This window comes from Cellulosimicrobium sp. CUA-896 (assembly GCF_001942335.1).
In the GTDB taxonomy this organism is placed as follows: domain Bacteria; phylum Actinomycetota; class Actinomycetes; order Actinomycetales; family Cellulomonadaceae; genus Cellulosimicrobium.
The window spans coordinates 1-16,128 of record NZ_MKKH01000001.1 but is presented as its reverse complement, the minus strand read 5'-3'; the positions used below and the strand labels follow the sequence as shown (position 1 = coordinate 16,128).

The window sequence follows — 16,128 nt, the reverse complement described above, 5'->3', positions numbered from 1 at the left end:
GCGGCCGCCGCGGCCGGGGCCGGGCGGGTGGCGCTCCTGTCGGCCGACCTGCCCGCGCTCGACCGCGAGACCGTCGGCGAGCTCCACGCCCACGGCCTCGCCGTCGTCGCGCTCGCCGCGCCGGGGACCTGGGAGGAGGACCGCGTCCGCGCGCTCGGGGCGGACGTGGTGGTCGACGTCGCCGCGCCGTCGGACGTGCTGTGCGAGAGCGTCCGCCGTGCGGTGGTGCGGACCGGGTCGGACGGCGCCGACCCGCAGCAGCCGTCCGCGCCCCTGGTGCGGCCGCCGGCCCGGCCCTCCCCGCGCGCCGCGACGGCCGCGTCGTGGCGGTCTGGGGCCCGACGGGGGCGCCGGGGCGCACCACGGTCGCCGTCAACCTCGCCGCCGAGCTGGCCGGACCGCCGACGGGCGACCGGCGCCGCGTGCGGCGTCGCGACCGCCGCACGCCCGAGGTCGACGTCCCGGCCGTGGCGCCCACCGGCCCCCAGGCGACCGTGCTGCTGGCGGACGCGGACACGTACGGCGGAGCCGTCGCCCAGCACCTCGGGATGCTCGACGAGTCGCCGGGGCTCGCCGCCGCGGCCCGCAGCGCCGGCCAGGGTGCGCTCGACGCCGCGGGCCTCGTCGCGCTCTCGCCCGAGGTGCTGCCACGGGTGCAGGTCCTCACCGGTCTCGCGCGGGCGGCGCGCTGGCCCGAGCTGCCGGCGTCGTCGCTCGACGTCGTGTGGGACGTGGCGCGCACGGTCGCCGACTGGACCGTCGTCGACTGCGGCTTCGGCATCGAGCGCGACGAGCTGCTCACGTACGACACGCGCGCGCCGCAGCGCAACGGCGCCACGTTGAGCGCGCTCGCGGCGGCGGACGCCGTGGTGGTCGTCGGCGGGGCGGACCCGGTCTCGCTGCAGCGCCTCGTGCGGGCGCTCGACGACCTCGCCGACTCGGGCGCAGCGGCGGGAGCGCTGCGGGCCGTCGTGGTGAACCGGGTGCGCTCGACCGTGGCCGGTCCCCGCCCCGAGCGGGCGGTGCGCGAGGCGCTCGCGCGCTACGCGGGGGTCGAGGAGCTGCACGCCGTGCCCGACGACCGCGCCCTGGACGTCGCGCTGCGCGAGGGCCGCGCCCTCCACGAGGTCTCGCCCGGCGGGGCCGCGCGCCGCGCCGTCGCCGGTCTCGCGGCGCACCTGCGCGAGACGACGCCGGCTCCTGCGGCGACGGGCGTCGGCGACGCGTCGCTCCAGACGGCACACTGAGCCCATGCGCATCTACCTGCCTGCCACGCTCGACGAGCTCGAGACCGTCACCGTCACCGCCGACGCGGCGCGCTGGACGGTCGCGCCGCGCGCCGCGCACGCGGTGACGACCGCGCTCGGCCGCGCGCTGCCCGACGAGGACGACGAGGGCCTGGAGTACGCGGCCGCCCTCGAGGCCGCCGACGACTCGCTCGCGCTCGTGGCGGCGCGGCCGGACGCCCCGCGCCAGCGCCTCGTCGTCACGCTCGACGTGCCGGACGGCGCGGTGCAGACCGTCGAGCCGCAGCCCGGGACCGCCGACGAGGACGCGCCCGCCCCGAGCGCGGTCGAGGTCGTGCGCACCGTCCCGGACGTCGCGATCGTGTGCGTGCACGTCGACGAGCCGGAGGCCGCCCCCGACGTGGAGGCCGTGCTCGCGGCCGCGGACGACGAGGGACCGGACGCCGACGCCGCCCTCGACGTCGCGCTCGAGCGCATCACGGAGCGCGACCTGCTCTGGTACGACTGGTCGGAGCTGGCGGACGTCCCGCGCGCCTGACCCGCCCTCCGGCGGGGCTCGGCGGCTCAGCCCAGGCGGCCGAGCACCTCGTCGTGCAGGTGGGCGTTCGTCGCCACGGCGTTCCCGCCCCACGGGCCCTCGGTGCCGTCGAGCGCGGTGAACCGCCCGCCGGCCTCCGTGACGATGGGCACGAGCGCCGCCATGTCGTAGAGCTCGAGCTCGGGCTCCGCGGCCGCGTCGACGGCGCCCTCGGCCACGAGCATGTACGACCAGAAGTCGCCGTATCCCCGCGTGCGCCACGCGTCGCGCATCAGGTCGAGGAACGGCTCGAGCCTCCCGCGCGCCTCCCAGCCGTCGAGCGACGCGTAGGCGAACGACGCGTCCTCCCACCGCGAGACGCCGGAGACGTGCAGGCGCGTCGCCGCCGCGAGCGACTTGCCGGTCCACGCGCCGGTGCCCTTCGCGGCCCACCACCGGCGGCCGAGCGCGGGCGCCGAGACCAGGCCGACGACGACCTCGTCGCCGTCGGCGAGGGCGATGAGCGTCGCCCACACGGGGACGCCCCGGACGAAGTTCTTCGTCCCGTCGATCGGGTCGACGATCCAGCGCCGCGAGCCGTGGCCCGTCTCGCCGTACTCCTCGCCCACGACCGCGTCCCGGCCGCGCGCGCGGCCCAGCTGCGCGCGGATGATGTCCTCCGCCGCGCGGTCCGCGTCGCTCACGGGCGTCGCGTCGGGCTTGGTCTCGACGTGCAGGTCGAGGGCCTTGAACCGGGACATCGTGTGCGCGTCGACCTGGTCGGCGATCACGTGGGCGAGGCGCAGGTCGTCGTCGTAGCCGCGCGTCGAGGGGGGCGTCATGGCTCACACCGTAGCGGTGCGCCGGCCTCGTCCCGGCTCAGGCCGCGCCCGTGCGCGACGACAGGACCCGGCGGAACGACTCGACGCGCGCCGCGCGCGCGGCCCTCTCCTCCTCGCCGGTCGCCGCCGCCACCCAGTCGTCGAGCGCGCAGTCCGGAGCGTCGTCGAGGTGCGTGCAGCCCCGCGGGCAGTCCGTGGCGACGGCGTCGAGGTCCTCGAACGCGTGCAGAAGGTGCGCGACCTCGACGTGCGCGAGACCGAACGACCGCACCCCGGGGGTGTCGATGACCCAGCCACCGTCCGGCAGGCGCAGCGCGACGGCCGAGGTCGACGTGTGGCGCCCCCGCCCGGTGACGTCGTTGACGACGCCGGTGGCCCGGCCGGCGTCGGGCACGAGGGCGTTGACGAGCGTCGACTTGCCGACGCCCGAGTGCCCGACGAGCACGGACGTGCGGTCCGCGAGCGCGTCCCGCACGGCGTCGACCGGCTCGATCGCCCAGCCGTCCTCCGCGAGCCCGTCGGGCACGCGGCGGGTCACGACGACGGAGACCCCGAGCGGTTCGTAGAGCGCGCGCAGCGGGGCGGGGTCGGCGAGGTCGGCCTTGGTGAGGCACAGCAGGACGTCCATGCCGGCGTCGTAGGCGGCGACGACGCACCGGTCGATCATGCGCGTGCGCGGCTCGGGCTCCGCGAGCGCCGTGACGACGACGAGCTGGTCGCGTTCGCCACGATGACGCGCTCGTACGGGTCGGTGTCGTCCGCGGTGCGGCGCAGCACCGACGAGCGCTCCTGGATGCGCACGATGCGCCCGAGCGTCCCGGCGTCACCGGTCGCGTCGCCGACGACGTCGACCCGGTCCCCGCACACCACGCGCGTGCGGCCCAGCTCGCGCGCCTTCATCGCCAGGACGGTGCGCTCCTCGTCGGCACCGGCGTCCACGAGGAGCGTGTAGCGGCCCCGGTCGACGCCGGTGACGAATCCCGTGACCGCGTCCGCGTGCTCGGGGCGCTGCTTGGTGCGCGGCCTGCTGCCGCGCTTGCCCGGCCGCGACCGGAAGTCCGACTCGTCGGGCACACGGCGCGCCATCAGCGGGTCGCCGCTCCCTCGGTGGGCGCCGGGGGCGGTGACGCGGGCGCGGTCCCGAGCATGCGCGCCCACATGTCGGCGAAGCCGGGCAAGGTCTTGGCGGTGGTCGCCACGTTCTCCACGACGACGCCCGGCACGCGCAGCCCGAGGAGGGCGGCCGACGTCGCCATGCGGTGGTCGTGGTAGGTGCGGAAGGTCGCACCGTGCAGGGGCCGCGGCGTGATGACGAGCCCGTCGCGCGTCTCCTCCGCGCGGCCGCCGAGGCGCGTGATCTCCGCGGCGAGCGCGGCGAGGCGGTCCGTCTCGTGACCCCGCAGGTGCGCGATGCCGCGCAGGCGGCTGGGGGAGTCCGCGAGGGCGGCGAGAGCGGCGATCGTCGGGGCCAGCTCGCCCGCGGCGTGCAGGTCCACGTCGACGCCGCGGACCTCGCCCGTCCCCGTCACGCTCATGACGCCGTCCTCGAGGGTGGCCGTGCCGCCCATCGCGGTGAGCAGGTCGCCGAGCATCGCGCCGGGCTGGGTGGTCGTCGTCGGCCAGCCCGGGACGCGGACGGTGCCTCCCGCGACGAGCGCGGCCGCGAGGAACGGCCCCGCGTTGGACAGGTCGGGCTCGACCTGGACGTCGCGCGCGGCGACCGGTCCGGGCTCGACGCGCCAGATGGCGGGCCGCGAGGCGTCGACCTCGACGCCGACCTCGCGCAGCACCTGGACCGTCATGTCGATGTGCGGCATGCTCGGCAGCGTCGTACCCACGTGCCGCAGCGTGAGGCCCTGCTCGAAGCGCGGGGCGGCGAGCAGGAGACCCGACACGAACTGGCTCGACGCCGACGCGTCGACGTCGACCGTCCCCCCGCGCACGCGGCCACGCCCCCGGACCGTGAACGGCAGCGTCGTCGGCGTCCCGGGGCCGTCGCCGGTGACGCCCACGCCCAGCGCGCCGAGCGCGGCGAGCACGGGACCCATGGGGCGGACGCGCGCACCCTCGTCCCCGTCGAACCGGACGGCGCCGTCGGCCAGCGCCGCGACGGGCGGGAGGAACCGCATCACGGTCCCGGCCAGCCCGCAGTCGACCTCCGCGGGGCCGCGCAGCCGTCCGGGCGCCACGCGCAGCTCGCTCGGCGTGGCGCCCTCGGCGACGTCGACGCCGAGCGCGCGCAGACCGGCGGCCATGAGGTCGGCGTCGCGGCTGCGCAGCGCGCCCCGCAGGACGCCGGGGCCCTCGGCGAGAGCGGCGAGCACGAGCAGGCGGTTGGTGAGCGACTTCGAGCCCGGGACCTCGACCAGCGCGTCGAGCGGTCCGCCCGCCACCGGCGCGGCCCAGCCCGCGGTCTCGCCGGGGCCGGGTGCAGGGGCGGGAGGGCGCTCGTCCGTCATGGTGCCCAGGCTAGTGGAGCCGGTCGCCGCGACGACCGGCCCACCCGCAGGACGGACGACGGGCGACGCCTCAGGCGACCTTCGCACGGACTGCGGCACCGGCGTCGTGCAGCGTCGACGACGCGGTGGCCGCCGCGTTCCTCGCCGCTCCGGTGAGGCCGTCCGCGGCGCGCCGTGTGCCCTTCACGCTCCTCGTCGCGCCCTTGGCGGTTCGCCCGAGGTTCTTCGCCGTGCCCTTGACGCTCTTCGTGGCGCCCTTGGCGGGGGCCTTGACGCTCTTCGCGGTGCCCTTGGCGACACCCTTGGCGCTCTTGGCCGCACCCTTCGCCGTGCCCGAGACGCCGTGGGCGGCGCCCTTCGCGCCCGCGACGGCCGCCTCCTGCTTGGCCTGCGCGGCGAGCGCCAGCTCGTGGCGGGCCTTGGCGAGCCGCCACGACACCCCGGGGCGGCCCTCGTAGTCGGCGCCCGCGATGAGTGCGGCGCCGATCGCGCCCAGGTTCGCGACGAACTTGCCGGTGCGCTCCTGACGCTCGTGCCCCCGTGACGTGAACGGCTGGTTCACGACGGCGAGGGGCACCGACAGCGCGGCCAGCGCGAGCGCCGCGGTGCGCGGCGCCTTCGAGAACGCGAGGCACAGCCCCGCGACCGCCGTCGCGGCACCGTGCGCGCGCACCAGCGCGGTGACCTGGGACTCGCTCAGGGACGCGTCGACGCCGGTGCTGCGCTCGACGAGCTCCACGCCGTCGCGCGCGGCGCGCACGTGCTCGGCGGGCCTGAGCGCGGTCTGGACCCCGTCGTAGACGAACCAGGAGGCCAGCATCGGCCTCGCGACGTGACGCAGCAGCATCGGATCACTCCTTCGGTAGCGGTCGGTCTCAGCCTGCCGCGCCGACGGTGCGCGCGCCACCGGCACGCGTCCGGAGGGCGCCGCTCAGAGCGCGCCGCCCGCCGCCTCGGGCGCGTCGGGCGACTCGCCGGCGTCGCCGACGGTCTCGCGCGCGACGAAGTTCTCGAGGTCGAACAGGTTGTCGCCCGCGCGCTGGGCGACGGTGAGCAGCGTGGACGCGGAGGCGACCTCCTCGACCTGCTCCTTGAGGAACCACAGGAGGAACTGCTCGCCGAGCGCGTCACCCTCCTCCCGCGCCGCGCGGAAGGCGGCCTCGATCTGCCCGGTGACCTGCTTCTCCTGGTCGAGCGCGAGCTGCAGCGGCTCGACGACGGACGAGAAGTCGTTGCGGACGGGGCCGGTCCCCGGGATGTCGACCGGAAGGTCCCGGTCGAGGTGGTAGCGCACGATCATCATCGCGTGGTTGCGCTCCTCGACCGCCTGCCGGTAGAAGTGCGCCGCCAGCTGCGGGAGGTCCCGGGCGTCGAACCACACGGCGATCGCGACGTACTGCTGGTGGGCGTCGAACTCGTGCGCCACCTGCTCGCGCAGCAGGGTGAGGAACCGGGACGGGCTCGCGGAGGTCGTCATGGCGACACGCTAGCGACACGCGGTGCGGGCGAACACCCCCGGTGTGCCCGGCCCGCGCCGTGGCCACGGGGAATGGGCGGGCCGCCGTGATGGTTGCACCACGCGTGACCATCCTGCTCGACGCCTCACGGACCGCCGCCCGGGCGGCCCTGCCCGCCACCGCGGACGAGACCTTCGCCGCCGCCTGGTCCCCCCGCACCTCGCTCGGCACGTCCGCCCGCACGACCGGAGGGGGCTCCCCAGCGAACGTGCGGGCTGACGGAGGGCTAGGCTCGTGGTCGATGAGCGAGCGAACCCCCGGGAGCCCCGACGAGCCGACGACGCCGGCGCCTGACGGACCGCTGCCCGAGCGAGACGACGCCGCGCGTGCCGACGCGGCGGCCGGCGGTACGGCTGCCGCCGTCGCCGAGAACGCCGAGGACACGGACACGAACCGCGCGCCCGAGGCGGAGGACGACGCCGCCCGCGCCGCGCGGTTCGAGCGCGACGCCCTCCAGTACCTCGACCAGCTGTACTCCGCGGCGCTGCGCATGACGCGCAACCCGTCGGACGCCGAGGACCTCGTCCAGGAGACGTTCGCTAAGGCCTTCGCCGCGTTCCACCAGTACCGGCCGGGCACGAACCTCAAGGCGTGGCTGTACCGCATCCTGACGAACACGTTCATCAACACGTACCGCAAGAAGCAGCGCGAGCCGCAGCAGGCCCAGACGGAGGACGTCGAGGACTGGCAGATCGCGCGCGCGGCGTCGCACACCTCGCAGGGCCTGCGGTCCGCCGAGGCGGAGGCCCTCGACCGGCTCCCGGACACCGACGTGAAGCGCGCTCTCCAGGAGCTGCCCGAGGACCGGCGCATGGTCGTGTACTACGCCGACGTCGAGGGGTTCCCGTACAAGGAGATCGCGGAGATCATGGGGACACCGATCGGTACGGTCATGTCCCGCCTGCACCGGGGCAGGCGTCAGCTGCGCGAGCTGCTGGCGGACTACGCCGCGAGACGAGGACTGGTAGGGGCCAAGGCTCCCGGAGGTGAGTCGTGAGCATGTCGGAGCGCTGGGACCGTGACACCCAGGACGCGGAGGCGGCGCAGGGACCGGTGACGCCGATCCCGCACGCCACGGAGGGCGAGTCGGAGTGCGAGCACGCGCTCACGCACCTCTACGAGTTCCTCGACTCGGAGATGACGCCGGACGACGAGCGCCGCATGCGTGCGCACGTCGCGCACTGCTCGCCGTGCCTGGCCGAGCTCAGCGTCGAGGAGCTCGTCAAGCAGCTCGTGCGGCGCTCGTGCCACGAGCAGGCGCCCGCGGGGCTGCGCGAGCGCATCCACGCCCAGCTCACGGTCATGTCCACGCCGACGATCGTGACGACCACGACGACCGTCGTCTCGAGCACCGTGGTGACCGAGATCCGCTGATCCGCGCCGAGGACGACGAAGGGCCCGGACCGACGACGTCGGTCCGGGCCCTTCGTGCTCGTGCTCGCCTCAGGCGTTGGGGCGCTTGCCGTGGTTCGCGGCGTTGCCCTTGCGGCTGCGACGCTTGCGTCCGCGCTTGCTCATGGTGATCTCCTAGGTGCTCGGGAGTCGTCGGCGGTGCTGCCGTGCTCGGGGCGGCCGTGCCGACGTGCTCGACGGCTCGTGCGTGCTCGGCGTGCCCGGTCCGCCGACCATCGTCCCACACGTGGCCCGTTGCCCGTCGCGCGGACGCGATATATCGTGTCCGGTGCCAGGGAGGAGGCGGTGCGCGATGAGCGACGTGCCCGGTGTCGCCGGAGGATCCCGCCGTCGCCGCGTCCGGGGACGGCGCGCATGACCACCGTCTTCGGCCACGGACAGCTGCGCCTCTACCTGCTGGCGCTGCTCACCGCCGGGCCCAAGCACGGCTACGAGCTCATCACCGAGCTCTCGGAACGCTTCGGCGGCACCTACCGGCCGAGCGCGGGCACGATCTACCCGCGCCTCGCGCGGCTCGAGGAGGAAGGGCTGGTCCGCCGCACCGACACCGGACGGCGGTCGACCTACGCGCTCACCCCGGCCGGGCGCGCCGAGGTCGAGGCCCGGCGGGCGGACCTCGTCACGCTCGAGCAGGCCGTCGCGGTCACGGTCCGCCGGCGGGCCGAGGCGATGCGCGCCGACGTGCAGGGCACGCTCCACGGGCTGCGGGCCGAGCTCGCGGCCGCCGCCCAGTCCGCGCGCGCCCGTCCGCCCCGCGACCCCGCGGACCCCGCCCGTCCTCGCGCCGCCTCCCGGGGCCTCGAGGCCGAGGCGATGCTCCGGCGCTTCGCGGACGACGTGCGCGCCGACCTGCACCGTGCCGGTGCCGCGGGCACCGTGACCGACCTCACGCTCGACACCCTGAGCGCCGTGCTCGACGGCGCGCGCCGCGCCGTCCGGGCGACCCTGCGATGACCCATCACCCCACCCGAGGAGAGAGCGCATGAGCACCGAGTCATGGACCATCACCGCACCCCAGGACGTCGACGTCGCGGACGTGCGTCGCGTCGTCGTCCAGCTCACCGACGGGTCGGCGGACGTCGTCGCCGACCCCGGCCGGGAGGACGACGTCCGCGTCGAGGTCGCCGAGGTCTCCGAGCGGCCCCTGCAGGTCAGCCGGCACGACGGCGAGCTGCGCGTCGGCTACGACTTCGCCGGCGTCGAGGGGCTCGTCGACCGCGCGCGGGGCGTGCGCGACAAGGACCGCGCCGTCGTCCGGCTCGTCGTGCCCGCGGGCGTGCCGGTGAAGGTGACGACGGTCCGGGCGGCGACGGTCGTCACCGGCGCGGCGGCGGACCTCGCCGTGGCGACGGCCACCGGTCCCGTCCGGGTGCAGGGCACCACGGGCAGCGTGTCCGTCCGCTCCGCGTCGGCCCCCGTCGACGTCGCCGAGCACGTCGGCGACGCCCGGGTCAGCACCGCGTCGGGAGCGGTCACGGTGGCCGGGGCGCTGGGCCGCGTGTCGGTGAGCACGGTGACCGGCGGGGTCGAGGTGGTGGCGCGCGAGAGCACGCCGCTCGTGGACGTGCGCACCGTCTCCGGCGACGTCGGTGTGCGCCTCGGCGCGGCGACCCCCGTCAACGTCCGGGCGCGCAGCGTCACGGGGACCGTCTCGCTCGACGGGGTGCGCCTCGAGAGCGCGGGGCGGCGCACGACGGCCGTCGACCACGCCGACCGGCCGGCCGAGCAGCCGGGCGTGGGCGCGGCGTACGTGTCGTCCAGCACGGTCTCGGGGGACCTCGCGGTCTCGCGCGCCTGAGGAGCGTGCCGTCGGTCCGCCGGCGCGCGTCAGACGGTGTCGTCCGGCAGGCCCAGCCAGGCGTGCCAGCCGGTGTGGAGCACGAGCCAGGCCATGAGCCCGTAGCCCGCCTGCCCCGGGAAGCCGTCGCCGCTCTGCGCGAGGTCGGCGAGCCACTGCTCGTGCGTGACCAGCGGGCTGAAGGTGTCGACGTACGGGACCCGCCGCCGGTTGGCGACGTCGGCGAACGCGTTGGACAGCTCGGCGAGCCGACCCGCGTCCTTGGGGTGCCCCGGCGGCGGACCGACGACGAACGCCGGCAGCCGGCGCGACTCGGCGACGTCGAGCATGTTCGCCAGGTTCAGGCGCGAGCGCGCGACCGAGAGGCCGGCGTCGAGGTCGTGGCGACCGAGGCCGACGACGAGGCGGTTGTCGGCGTCGGTCTCGGGCGAGAAGCGTCGTGCGGTCTCGGCCTCCCAGCGCTGGCTGAGGGCCGTGGTCGTCTCGCCGGGGATCGCGAGCGTGAAGACGTGCGGCGGCCGAGGGAACCGGGTGCGCGCGACGACGCGCCCCGCCCACCCCAGGGCCTTGGCGTCCCCGACGCCGGCGCTCAGCTCGTCGCCGACGACGCAGATCCGAACTTCTCGCTGTGCCGCGTCCTCCACGGACGTCATTGTCCCCGACGCCGGGAGCGGCGGGCGATCCCGTCCGGTTCGTCCGGCGTGTCGGTGCCGACGACCCCCCGGGGACCCGGGGTCGGCACCGGGCGGCGTCGCTCGGGGCAGCGCCGCCCGGTGCGCGTCACAGGAGCGTGGCGCCCCAGGTCACCTCGTGGGACTCGCCGGTCCCGAGCCGGACGAGGCGGTCGCCGGTGCGGAAGGCGTCGGCGATGCAGCTCATCGGCTCCGCCGCGACGCCCGAGCGCCGGAACGCGGCGTCGCCGACGTGGTCGCCGGTGCAGATCTGCCAGGTGTCCATCGATCCGTCCATCCACACGGCGGCCGTGCGGCCGTCGGGGGCGCCGAGACGGATCCAGGACAGACCCGCGTCGTCGCGCGTGACGTCCACGTACGCGTCGTCGAGGTCGACGCCGCGCAGCGAGCGCGTCTCCCGCAGGTCGTAGGTGCCCGCCGCCGGCTCCGTCCCGGTGGGCAGGAGGCGGTCGTCGGTCGTGACGCGCGACGAGGCGTCCAGCCGGATCGTGCAGTCGTCGAGGTCGGCCCCGGCGGGGGAGAGCCACGGGTGGAAGCCGACGCCGTACGGCGCGGTGCCCCGGCCCGCGTTCGTCGTGCGCACGTGCACGCGCAGGCCGTCGTCGTCGAGCGAGTACGTGACGCGCGACACGAGCGCGAACGGGTAGCCGGGCGTGGGGACCAGCTGCAGCTCGAGGCTGACGCGCGCCTCCTCGTGCTCGACGACGCGCCACCGCTGCCAGCACGCGAGCCCGTGGAGGGCGGTGCTGCGCGCGAACTCCGTCACCGGGACCTGGTACGTCGTGCCGTCGATCTCGTACTGCCCGTCGCGCAGACGGTTCGGCCACGGCAGGAGCACGGCCGCGTTGAACGCGGGGGAGATCTCGTCCTCGGCGAAGGGCACGAAGACCGGTCGCCCCGCGACGGCGTACTCGCGCACCGCCGCCCCGACCTCGGTGATCGTGGCGACGTGGTCGCCGTGGACGATGCGCAGCTGGGCGCCGGAGGGAGCGTCGGTGTTCACGCCCACATACGCTACTCGGCGTTGCGGGGTGCACGTCCGGCGTCCGCCCGTCAGACTCGGTGCTCGGGCGCGTGCACCGTCGCGCCCGCAGCAGCACGAGGAGGAACGATGGAACGACGGGTGCTCGGACGCACGGGACGGCTCGTCTCGGTGGTGGGGCTGGGGACGTGGCAGCTCGGCGCCGACTGGGGCGACGTCGACGAGGGCGACGCCCGCGCCGTGCTCGACGCCTCGGTCGAGGCGGGGGTCACGTTCTTCGACACCGCCGACGTCTACGGCGACGGACGCAGCGAGCAGATCATCGGGGGCTACCTCGCCGACAACCCCGGTCACGACGTCACCGTGGCCACGAAGATGGGGCGCCGGGGGGAGCAGGACCCCGACAACTTCACGCTCGCGACGTTCCGCGAGTGGACCGACCGCTCGCGCCGGAACCTGCGCACCGAGCGGCTCGACCTCGTGCAGCTGCACTGCCCGCCCACGGCGGTCTTCTCGCGCGACGAGGTCTACGACGCGCTGGACACGCTCGTCGCGGAGGGCGCGATCGCGTCCTACGGCGTGAGCGTCGAGACGGCGGACGAGGCGCTCACCGCGATCGCGCGGCCGGGCGTGGCGTCGGTCCAGATCATCCTCAACGCGTTCCGCCTCAAGCCGCTCGACGCGGTGCTGCCCGCCGCGTCCCGGGCCGGGGTGGGGATCATCGCGCGCGTCCCGCTGGCGTCCGGGCTGCTCTCGGGCCGGTACACGTCCGAGACGACGTTCGCCGCGGACGACCACCGCAGCTTCAACCGCGACGGCAGCGCGTTCGACGTCGGCGAGACGTTCTCCGGGGTCGACTACGAGACCGCGTCCGGGCCGCGGGGGAGTTCTCGGCCCTGGTACGCGACGCCGTCGGCCAGGACCTCACACCCGCGCAGGCCGCGATCGCCTGGGTGTGGCAGCAGCCGGGCGTGTCGACGGTCATCCCGGGGGCGCGCAACGCCGAGCAGGCGCGGGCGAACGCCGAGGCGGGCTCCGCCGACGTCCTCGGTCCGCTCTTCGCGTCCGGGGTGCGCGAGATCTACGACGCCTACCTGCGCGAGAAGATCCACGACCGCTGGTGAGCCGCTGACGACGAAGGCCTCCTCCCGCCGCGGCGGGAGGAGGCCTTCGTCGTGCTCAGGGCGCCGGGGTCAGCGGGCGAACGCCTGCTCGAGGAGCACCGCCTGCTCGGCCTGGTGCTTCTTCGCCGTGCCGGCGGCGGTCGACGCCGACGCGGGGCGGGACACGGCCCGCACGCGCGGCAGGTCCTCCGGCAGGTTGATGTGGACGAAGGACCAGGCGCCCTGGTTCTCCGGCTCGTCCTGCACCCAGACCACCTCGGCGTCGCCGTACCTCGCGATCTCGGCGCGGATCGCCTCGACGTCGAGCGGGTAGAGCTGCTCGAGACGCACGATCGCCGTGGCCTCGTCGCCGCGCTTGGTGCGCTCGGCGAGCAGGTCGTAGTAGACCCGGCCCGTGCAGAGCAGGACGCGGTCGACCTTCGCCGGGTCCGCCGCGGCGTCCCCGATCACGGGACGGAACGTGCCCTGCGTGAAGTCCTCGACCGGCGAGGCGGCCGCCTTGAGGCGCAGCAGCTGCTTCGGCGTGAAGACGACGAGCGGGCGGCGCGGGCGGGCGTACGCCTGGCGGCGCAGGAGGTGGAAGTACGACGCGGGCGTCGAGGGCTGGGCGACCGTCACGTTCTCCTCGGCGGCGAGCTGGAGGAACCGCTCGATGCGCGCGGACGAGTGGTCCGGGCCCTGCCCCTCGTACCCGTGGGGGAGCAGCATGACGACGGAGGAGTACTGGCCCCACTTCTGCTCGGCCGACGAGATGAACTCGTCGATGACCGTCTGGGCGCCGTTGACGAAGTCGCCGAACTGCGCCTCCCAGAGGACGAGCGCGTCGGGGCGCTCGACGGAGTAGCCGTACTCGAACCCGAGGGCCGCGTACTCCGAGAGCGAGGAGTCGTAGACCCAGAACTTCGCCTGGTCCGCCGAGAGGTACAGCAGCGGGGTCCACTCCGCGCCCGTCTCGCGGTCGTGCAGGACCGCGTGCCGCTGCACGAACGTGCCACGGCGCGAGTCCTGGCCGGCGAGCCGCACCGGCGTGCCCTCCATGAGCAGGGACCCGAACGCGACGAGCTCGCCGAACCCCCAGTCGATGCCGCCGTCGACGGCCATCTGGCGGCGCTTGTCGAGCAGCTGCGCGAGCTTGGGGTGCACGGTGAAGCCCTCGGGCGGGGCCACGTGCACCTGCCCGATGCGCTCGACGACGGACGGGTCGACCGCCGTGCGCCAGCCGACCATCGTGCCGGCGTCCTCGCGCTGGGACTCCGGGCGCTCCAGGCCCGCGACCGGCTCGGTGGAGGCGGCCGGTGTGAAGCCGCCCTCCTTCGTCTCCGTGAAGACGCGCTCGAGCTGGGCCTGGTAGTCCTGCAGGACGTGCTCGGCCTCCTCGAGCGTGATGTCGCCGCGCGCGACGAGGTTCTCGGTGTAGAGCTTGCGGACCGAGCGCTTGGCCTCGATGAGGTTGTACATGAGGGGCTGCGTCATCGACGGGTCGTCGCCCTCGTTGTGCCCGCGGCGGCGGTAGCAGATGAGGTCGATGATGACGTCGCGGTCGAACTGCTCGCGGAACGCGAAGGCGAGCTCGGCGACGCGCACGCACGCCTCGGGGTCGTCGCCGTTCACGTGGAAGATCGGCACCTGGTAGCCCTTGGCCACGTCGGTGGCGTACGTCGTCGAGCGCGACGACGACGGCCCGGTGGTGAAGCCGACCTGGTTGTTCACGACGACGTGGACCGTCCCGCCGGTGCGGTACCCGCGCAGCTGCGCGAGGTTGAGCACCTCGGGCACGACGCCCTGGCCCGCGAACGCGGCGTCGCCGTGGATGAGGATGGGCAGCACGGAGAAGCCGTCGCCGCCGAGGTCGATGCGGTCCTGCTTCGCGCGGACGATCCCCTCGAGCACCGGGTCGACCGCCTCCAGGTGGGACGGGTTCGCCGCGAGGTAGACCTTCGTCGTGGCGCCGGACTCGGCGGTGAACGTGCCCTCCGTCCCGAGGTGGTACTTCACGTCGCCGGAGCCCTGGACGCTCTTCGGGTCGAGGTTGCCCTCGAACTCCGCGAAGATCTGCGCGTAGCTCTTGCCCGCGATGTTCGCGAGCACGTTGAGCCGCCCGCGGTGGGCCATGCCGATGCCGACCTCGTCGAGCCCGTTCTCGGCGGCCTTCGACAGGATGGCGTCGAGCAGCGGGATGAGGGACTCGCCGCCCTCGAGCGAGAAGCGCTTCTGGCCGACGAACTTCGTCTGGAGGAACGTCTCGAACGCCTCCGCGGAGTTGAGCCGGCGCAGGATGCGCAGCTGGTCCTCGCGCGGCGTGCGGGCGTACCCGGACTCGAGGCGCTCCTGCAGCCACTTGCGCTGCGTGCGGTCCGCGAGGTGCATGTACTCGACGCCGACCGTGCGGCAGTACGAGTCGCGCAGGAGGCCGAGGATGTCGCGCAGCGACGACTTCTGCGCGCCGCCGAACCCGCCCGTCGGGAACGTGCGGTCGAGGTCCCACAGCGTCAGGCCGTGGTTCTGGATGTCGAGGTCGCCGTGCTTGCGCTGGCGGTAGGCGAGCGGGTCGGTGTCCGCCATGAGGTGGCCGCGCGAGCGGTAGGAGTGGACGAGCTCGGCGATCTTCGCCGGCTTCGCGGCCTCGATCTCGGCGTCCGTCGTGTTGTCGCGCACCCAGCGCACGGGCTCGTACGGGATGCGCAGCGCGGCGAACACGCGGTCGTAGAAGCCGTCCTCGCCGATGAGCTTGCTCGACAGGATGCGCAGGAACTCCCCGGACTGGGCACCCTGGATGATCCGGTGGTCGTAGGTCGACGTGATCGTCAGGACCTTGGAGATGCCGAGGCGCGCGAGGCGCTCGGTCGAGGCGCCCGCGAACTCCGCGGGGTAGTCCATCGCGCCGACGCCGATGATCGTGCCCTGGCCCTGCATGAGACGCGGCACCGAGTGCACGGTGCCGATGCCGCCCGGGTTCGTCAGCGAGATCGTGGTCCCCGCGAAGTCGTCGACGCCGAGCTTGTTGCCGCGCGCGCGGCGCACGAGGTCCTCGTACGCCGCCCAGAACTGCGCGAAGTCCATCGTCTCGGCCTTCTTGATGCTCGGCACGAGGAGCTGGCGCGAGCCGTCCGGCTTGGCGAGGTCGATGGCGAGGCCGAAGTTCACGTGCGCCGGCTGGTTGACGGCCGGCTTGCCGTCGAGCTCGGTGTAGCTCGCGTTCATCACGGGCATGTCGGCGAGCGCCTCGACGAGCGCGAAGCCGATGAGGTGCGTGAAGGAGATCTTTCCGCCGCGCCGCGCGCGAGGTGGTTGTTGATGACGATGCGGTTGTCGACCATGAGCTTCGCCGGGACGGCGCGCACGGACGTCGCCGTCGGCACCTGGAGGCTCGACTCCATGTTCGTCACGACGCGCGCCGCGGGGCCGCGGAGCTTCTGCACGTCGTCGACGGGCTGCGCCTCCTCGTCCGGCGCGCCGGCGACCTTGCGGGCCGGGACCTGGGCGTAGGGGCCGTGGCGGGCTGCGCGGTCGCGACCGGGTCGGCGGCGCGGACGGCCT

General features: G+C 74.9%; 13 protein-coding genes and 3 pseudogenes. 7 read left to right on the top strand and 9 right to left on the bottom strand.

All coding sequences use genetic code 11. The features are described 5' to 3' along the window. The first annotated feature begins 323 nt into the window (after window positions 1–323). The gene (locus tag BJF88_RS00075) at window positions 324–1,247 is read left to right on the top strand and encodes a hypothetical protein (protein WP_187346177.1); all 924 of its coding nucleotides are present in this window, start codon (window positions 324–326) and stop codon (window positions 1,245–1,247) included. Between the two features lie 4 nt (window positions 1,248–1,251). Then, window positions 1,252–1,785 carry a hypothetical protein gene (locus BJF88_RS00070; RefSeq protein ID WP_075827290.1) on the top strand — a complete coding sequence of 178 codons (534 nt, stop codon included), beginning with the start codon at window positions 1,252–1,254 and terminating at the stop codon, window positions 1,783–1,785. Window positions 1,786–1,811: 26 nt separating this feature from the next. Here the strand turns inward: BJF88_RS00070 and hisN are convergent, their stop codons facing one another. The 5 genes and pseudogenes from hisN to BJF88_RS00045 all read right to left on the bottom strand — a co-directional run bounded on the left by hisN (window position 1,812) and on the right by BJF88_RS00045 (window position 6,542). Continuing rightward, the gene (gene hisN, locus BJF88_RS00065) at window positions 1,812–2,606 is read right to left on the bottom strand and encodes a histidinol-phosphatase (protein WP_075827289.1); all 795 of its coding nucleotides are present in this window, start codon (window positions 2,604–2,606) and stop codon (window positions 1,812–1,814) included. A gap of 37 nt (window positions 2,607–2,643) precedes the next feature. Then, a pseudogene (gene rsgA, locus BJF88_RS00060) lies at window positions 2,644–3,692 on the bottom strand (ribosome small subunit-dependent GTPase A). Continuing rightward, the gene (gene aroA / locus BJF88_RS00055) at window positions 3,692–5,065 is read right to left on the bottom strand and encodes a 3-phosphoshikimate 1-carboxyvinyltransferase (RefSeq protein WP_075827288.1); all 1,374 of its coding nucleotides are present in this window, start codon (window positions 5,063–5,065) and stop codon (window positions 3,692–3,694) included. Before aroA ends, rsgA begins: the two are co-directional and overlap by 1 nt. Before the next feature lie 70 nt (window positions 5,066–5,135). After that, entirely contained in the window at window positions 5,136–5,912 is a 777-nt protein-coding gene (locus BJF88_RS00050; RefSeq protein WP_075827287.1) for a DoxX family membrane protein, read from the bottom strand. An 84-nt stretch (window positions 5,913–5,996) separates the two neighbouring features. After that, on the bottom strand, window positions 5,997–6,542 hold the full coding sequence (locus BJF88_RS00045; RefSeq protein WP_075827286.1) for a ferritin: 546 nt from the start codon (window positions 6,540–6,542) through the stop codon (window positions 5,997–5,999). A gap of 281 nt (window positions 6,543–6,823) precedes the next feature. Between BJF88_RS00045 and BJF88_RS00040 the strand changes: the two genes are divergently transcribed. After that, the gene (locus BJF88_RS00040; RefSeq protein ID WP_075827339.1) at window positions 6,824–7,579 is read left to right on the top strand and encodes a sigma-70 family RNA polymerase sigma factor; all 756 of its coding nucleotides are present in this window, start codon (window positions 6,824–6,826) and stop codon (window positions 7,577–7,579) included. A gap of 2 nt (window positions 7,580–7,581) precedes the next feature. After that, a complete protein-coding gene (gene rsrA, locus BJF88_RS00035) occupies window positions 7,582–7,956 on the top strand; it encodes a mycothiol system anti-sigma-R factor (RefSeq protein ID WP_083648738.1) in 375 nt (124 codons plus the stop codon). Between the two features lie 69 nt (window positions 7,957–8,025). Here rsrA and BJF88_RS22735 read toward each other — a convergent pair whose 3' ends face one another. Beyond that, entirely contained in the window at window positions 8,026–8,100 is a 75-nt protein-coding gene (locus BJF88_RS22735; protein ID WP_099052597.1) for a 50S ribosomal protein bL37, read from the bottom strand. Between the two features lie 249 nt (window positions 8,101–8,349). Here BJF88_RS22735 and BJF88_RS00030 point away from each other — a divergent pair, with 249 nt between their 5' ends. Together BJF88_RS00030 and BJF88_RS00025 are read left to right on the top strand one after the other, a co-directional pair. Then, entirely contained in the window at window positions 8,350–8,949 is a 600-nt protein-coding gene (locus BJF88_RS00030; RefSeq protein WP_075827285.1) for a PadR family transcriptional regulator, read from the top strand. Window positions 8,950–8,977: 28 nt separating this feature from the next. Beyond that, the gene (locus BJF88_RS00025; protein WP_075827284.1) at window positions 8,978–9,793 is read left to right on the top strand and encodes a DUF4097 family beta strand repeat-containing protein; all 816 of its coding nucleotides are present in this window, start codon (window positions 8,978–8,980) and stop codon (window positions 9,791–9,793) included. Window positions 9,794–9,822: 29 nt separating this feature from the next. Here the strand turns inward: BJF88_RS00025 and BJF88_RS00020 are convergent, their stop codons facing one another. Continuing rightward, window positions 9,823–10,437: a GDSL-type esterase/lipase family protein gene (locus BJF88_RS00020; protein WP_369824416.1), complete on the bottom strand. Its 615-nt coding sequence runs from the start codon at window positions 10,435–10,437 to the stop codon at window positions 9,823–9,825. A 136-nt stretch (window positions 10,438–10,573) separates the two neighbouring features. After that, entirely contained in the window at window positions 10,574–11,488 is a 915-nt protein-coding gene (locus BJF88_RS00015) for an aldose 1-epimerase family protein (RefSeq protein ID WP_075827282.1), read from the bottom strand. Between the two features lie 108 nt (window positions 11,489–11,596). Between BJF88_RS00015 and BJF88_RS00010 the strand changes: the two are divergent. After that, window positions 11,597–12,591, top strand: a pseudogene (locus BJF88_RS00010) (aldo/keto reductase). Between the two features lie 69 nt (window positions 12,592–12,660). Here the strand turns inward: BJF88_RS00010 and BJF88_RS00005 are convergent. Next, window positions 12,661–16,128: pseudogene (locus tag BJF88_RS00005) on the bottom strand (multifunctional oxoglutarate decarboxylase/oxoglutarate dehydrogenase thiamine pyrophosphate-binding subunit/dihydrolipoyllysine-residue succinyltransferase subunit); the annotation flags it as partial.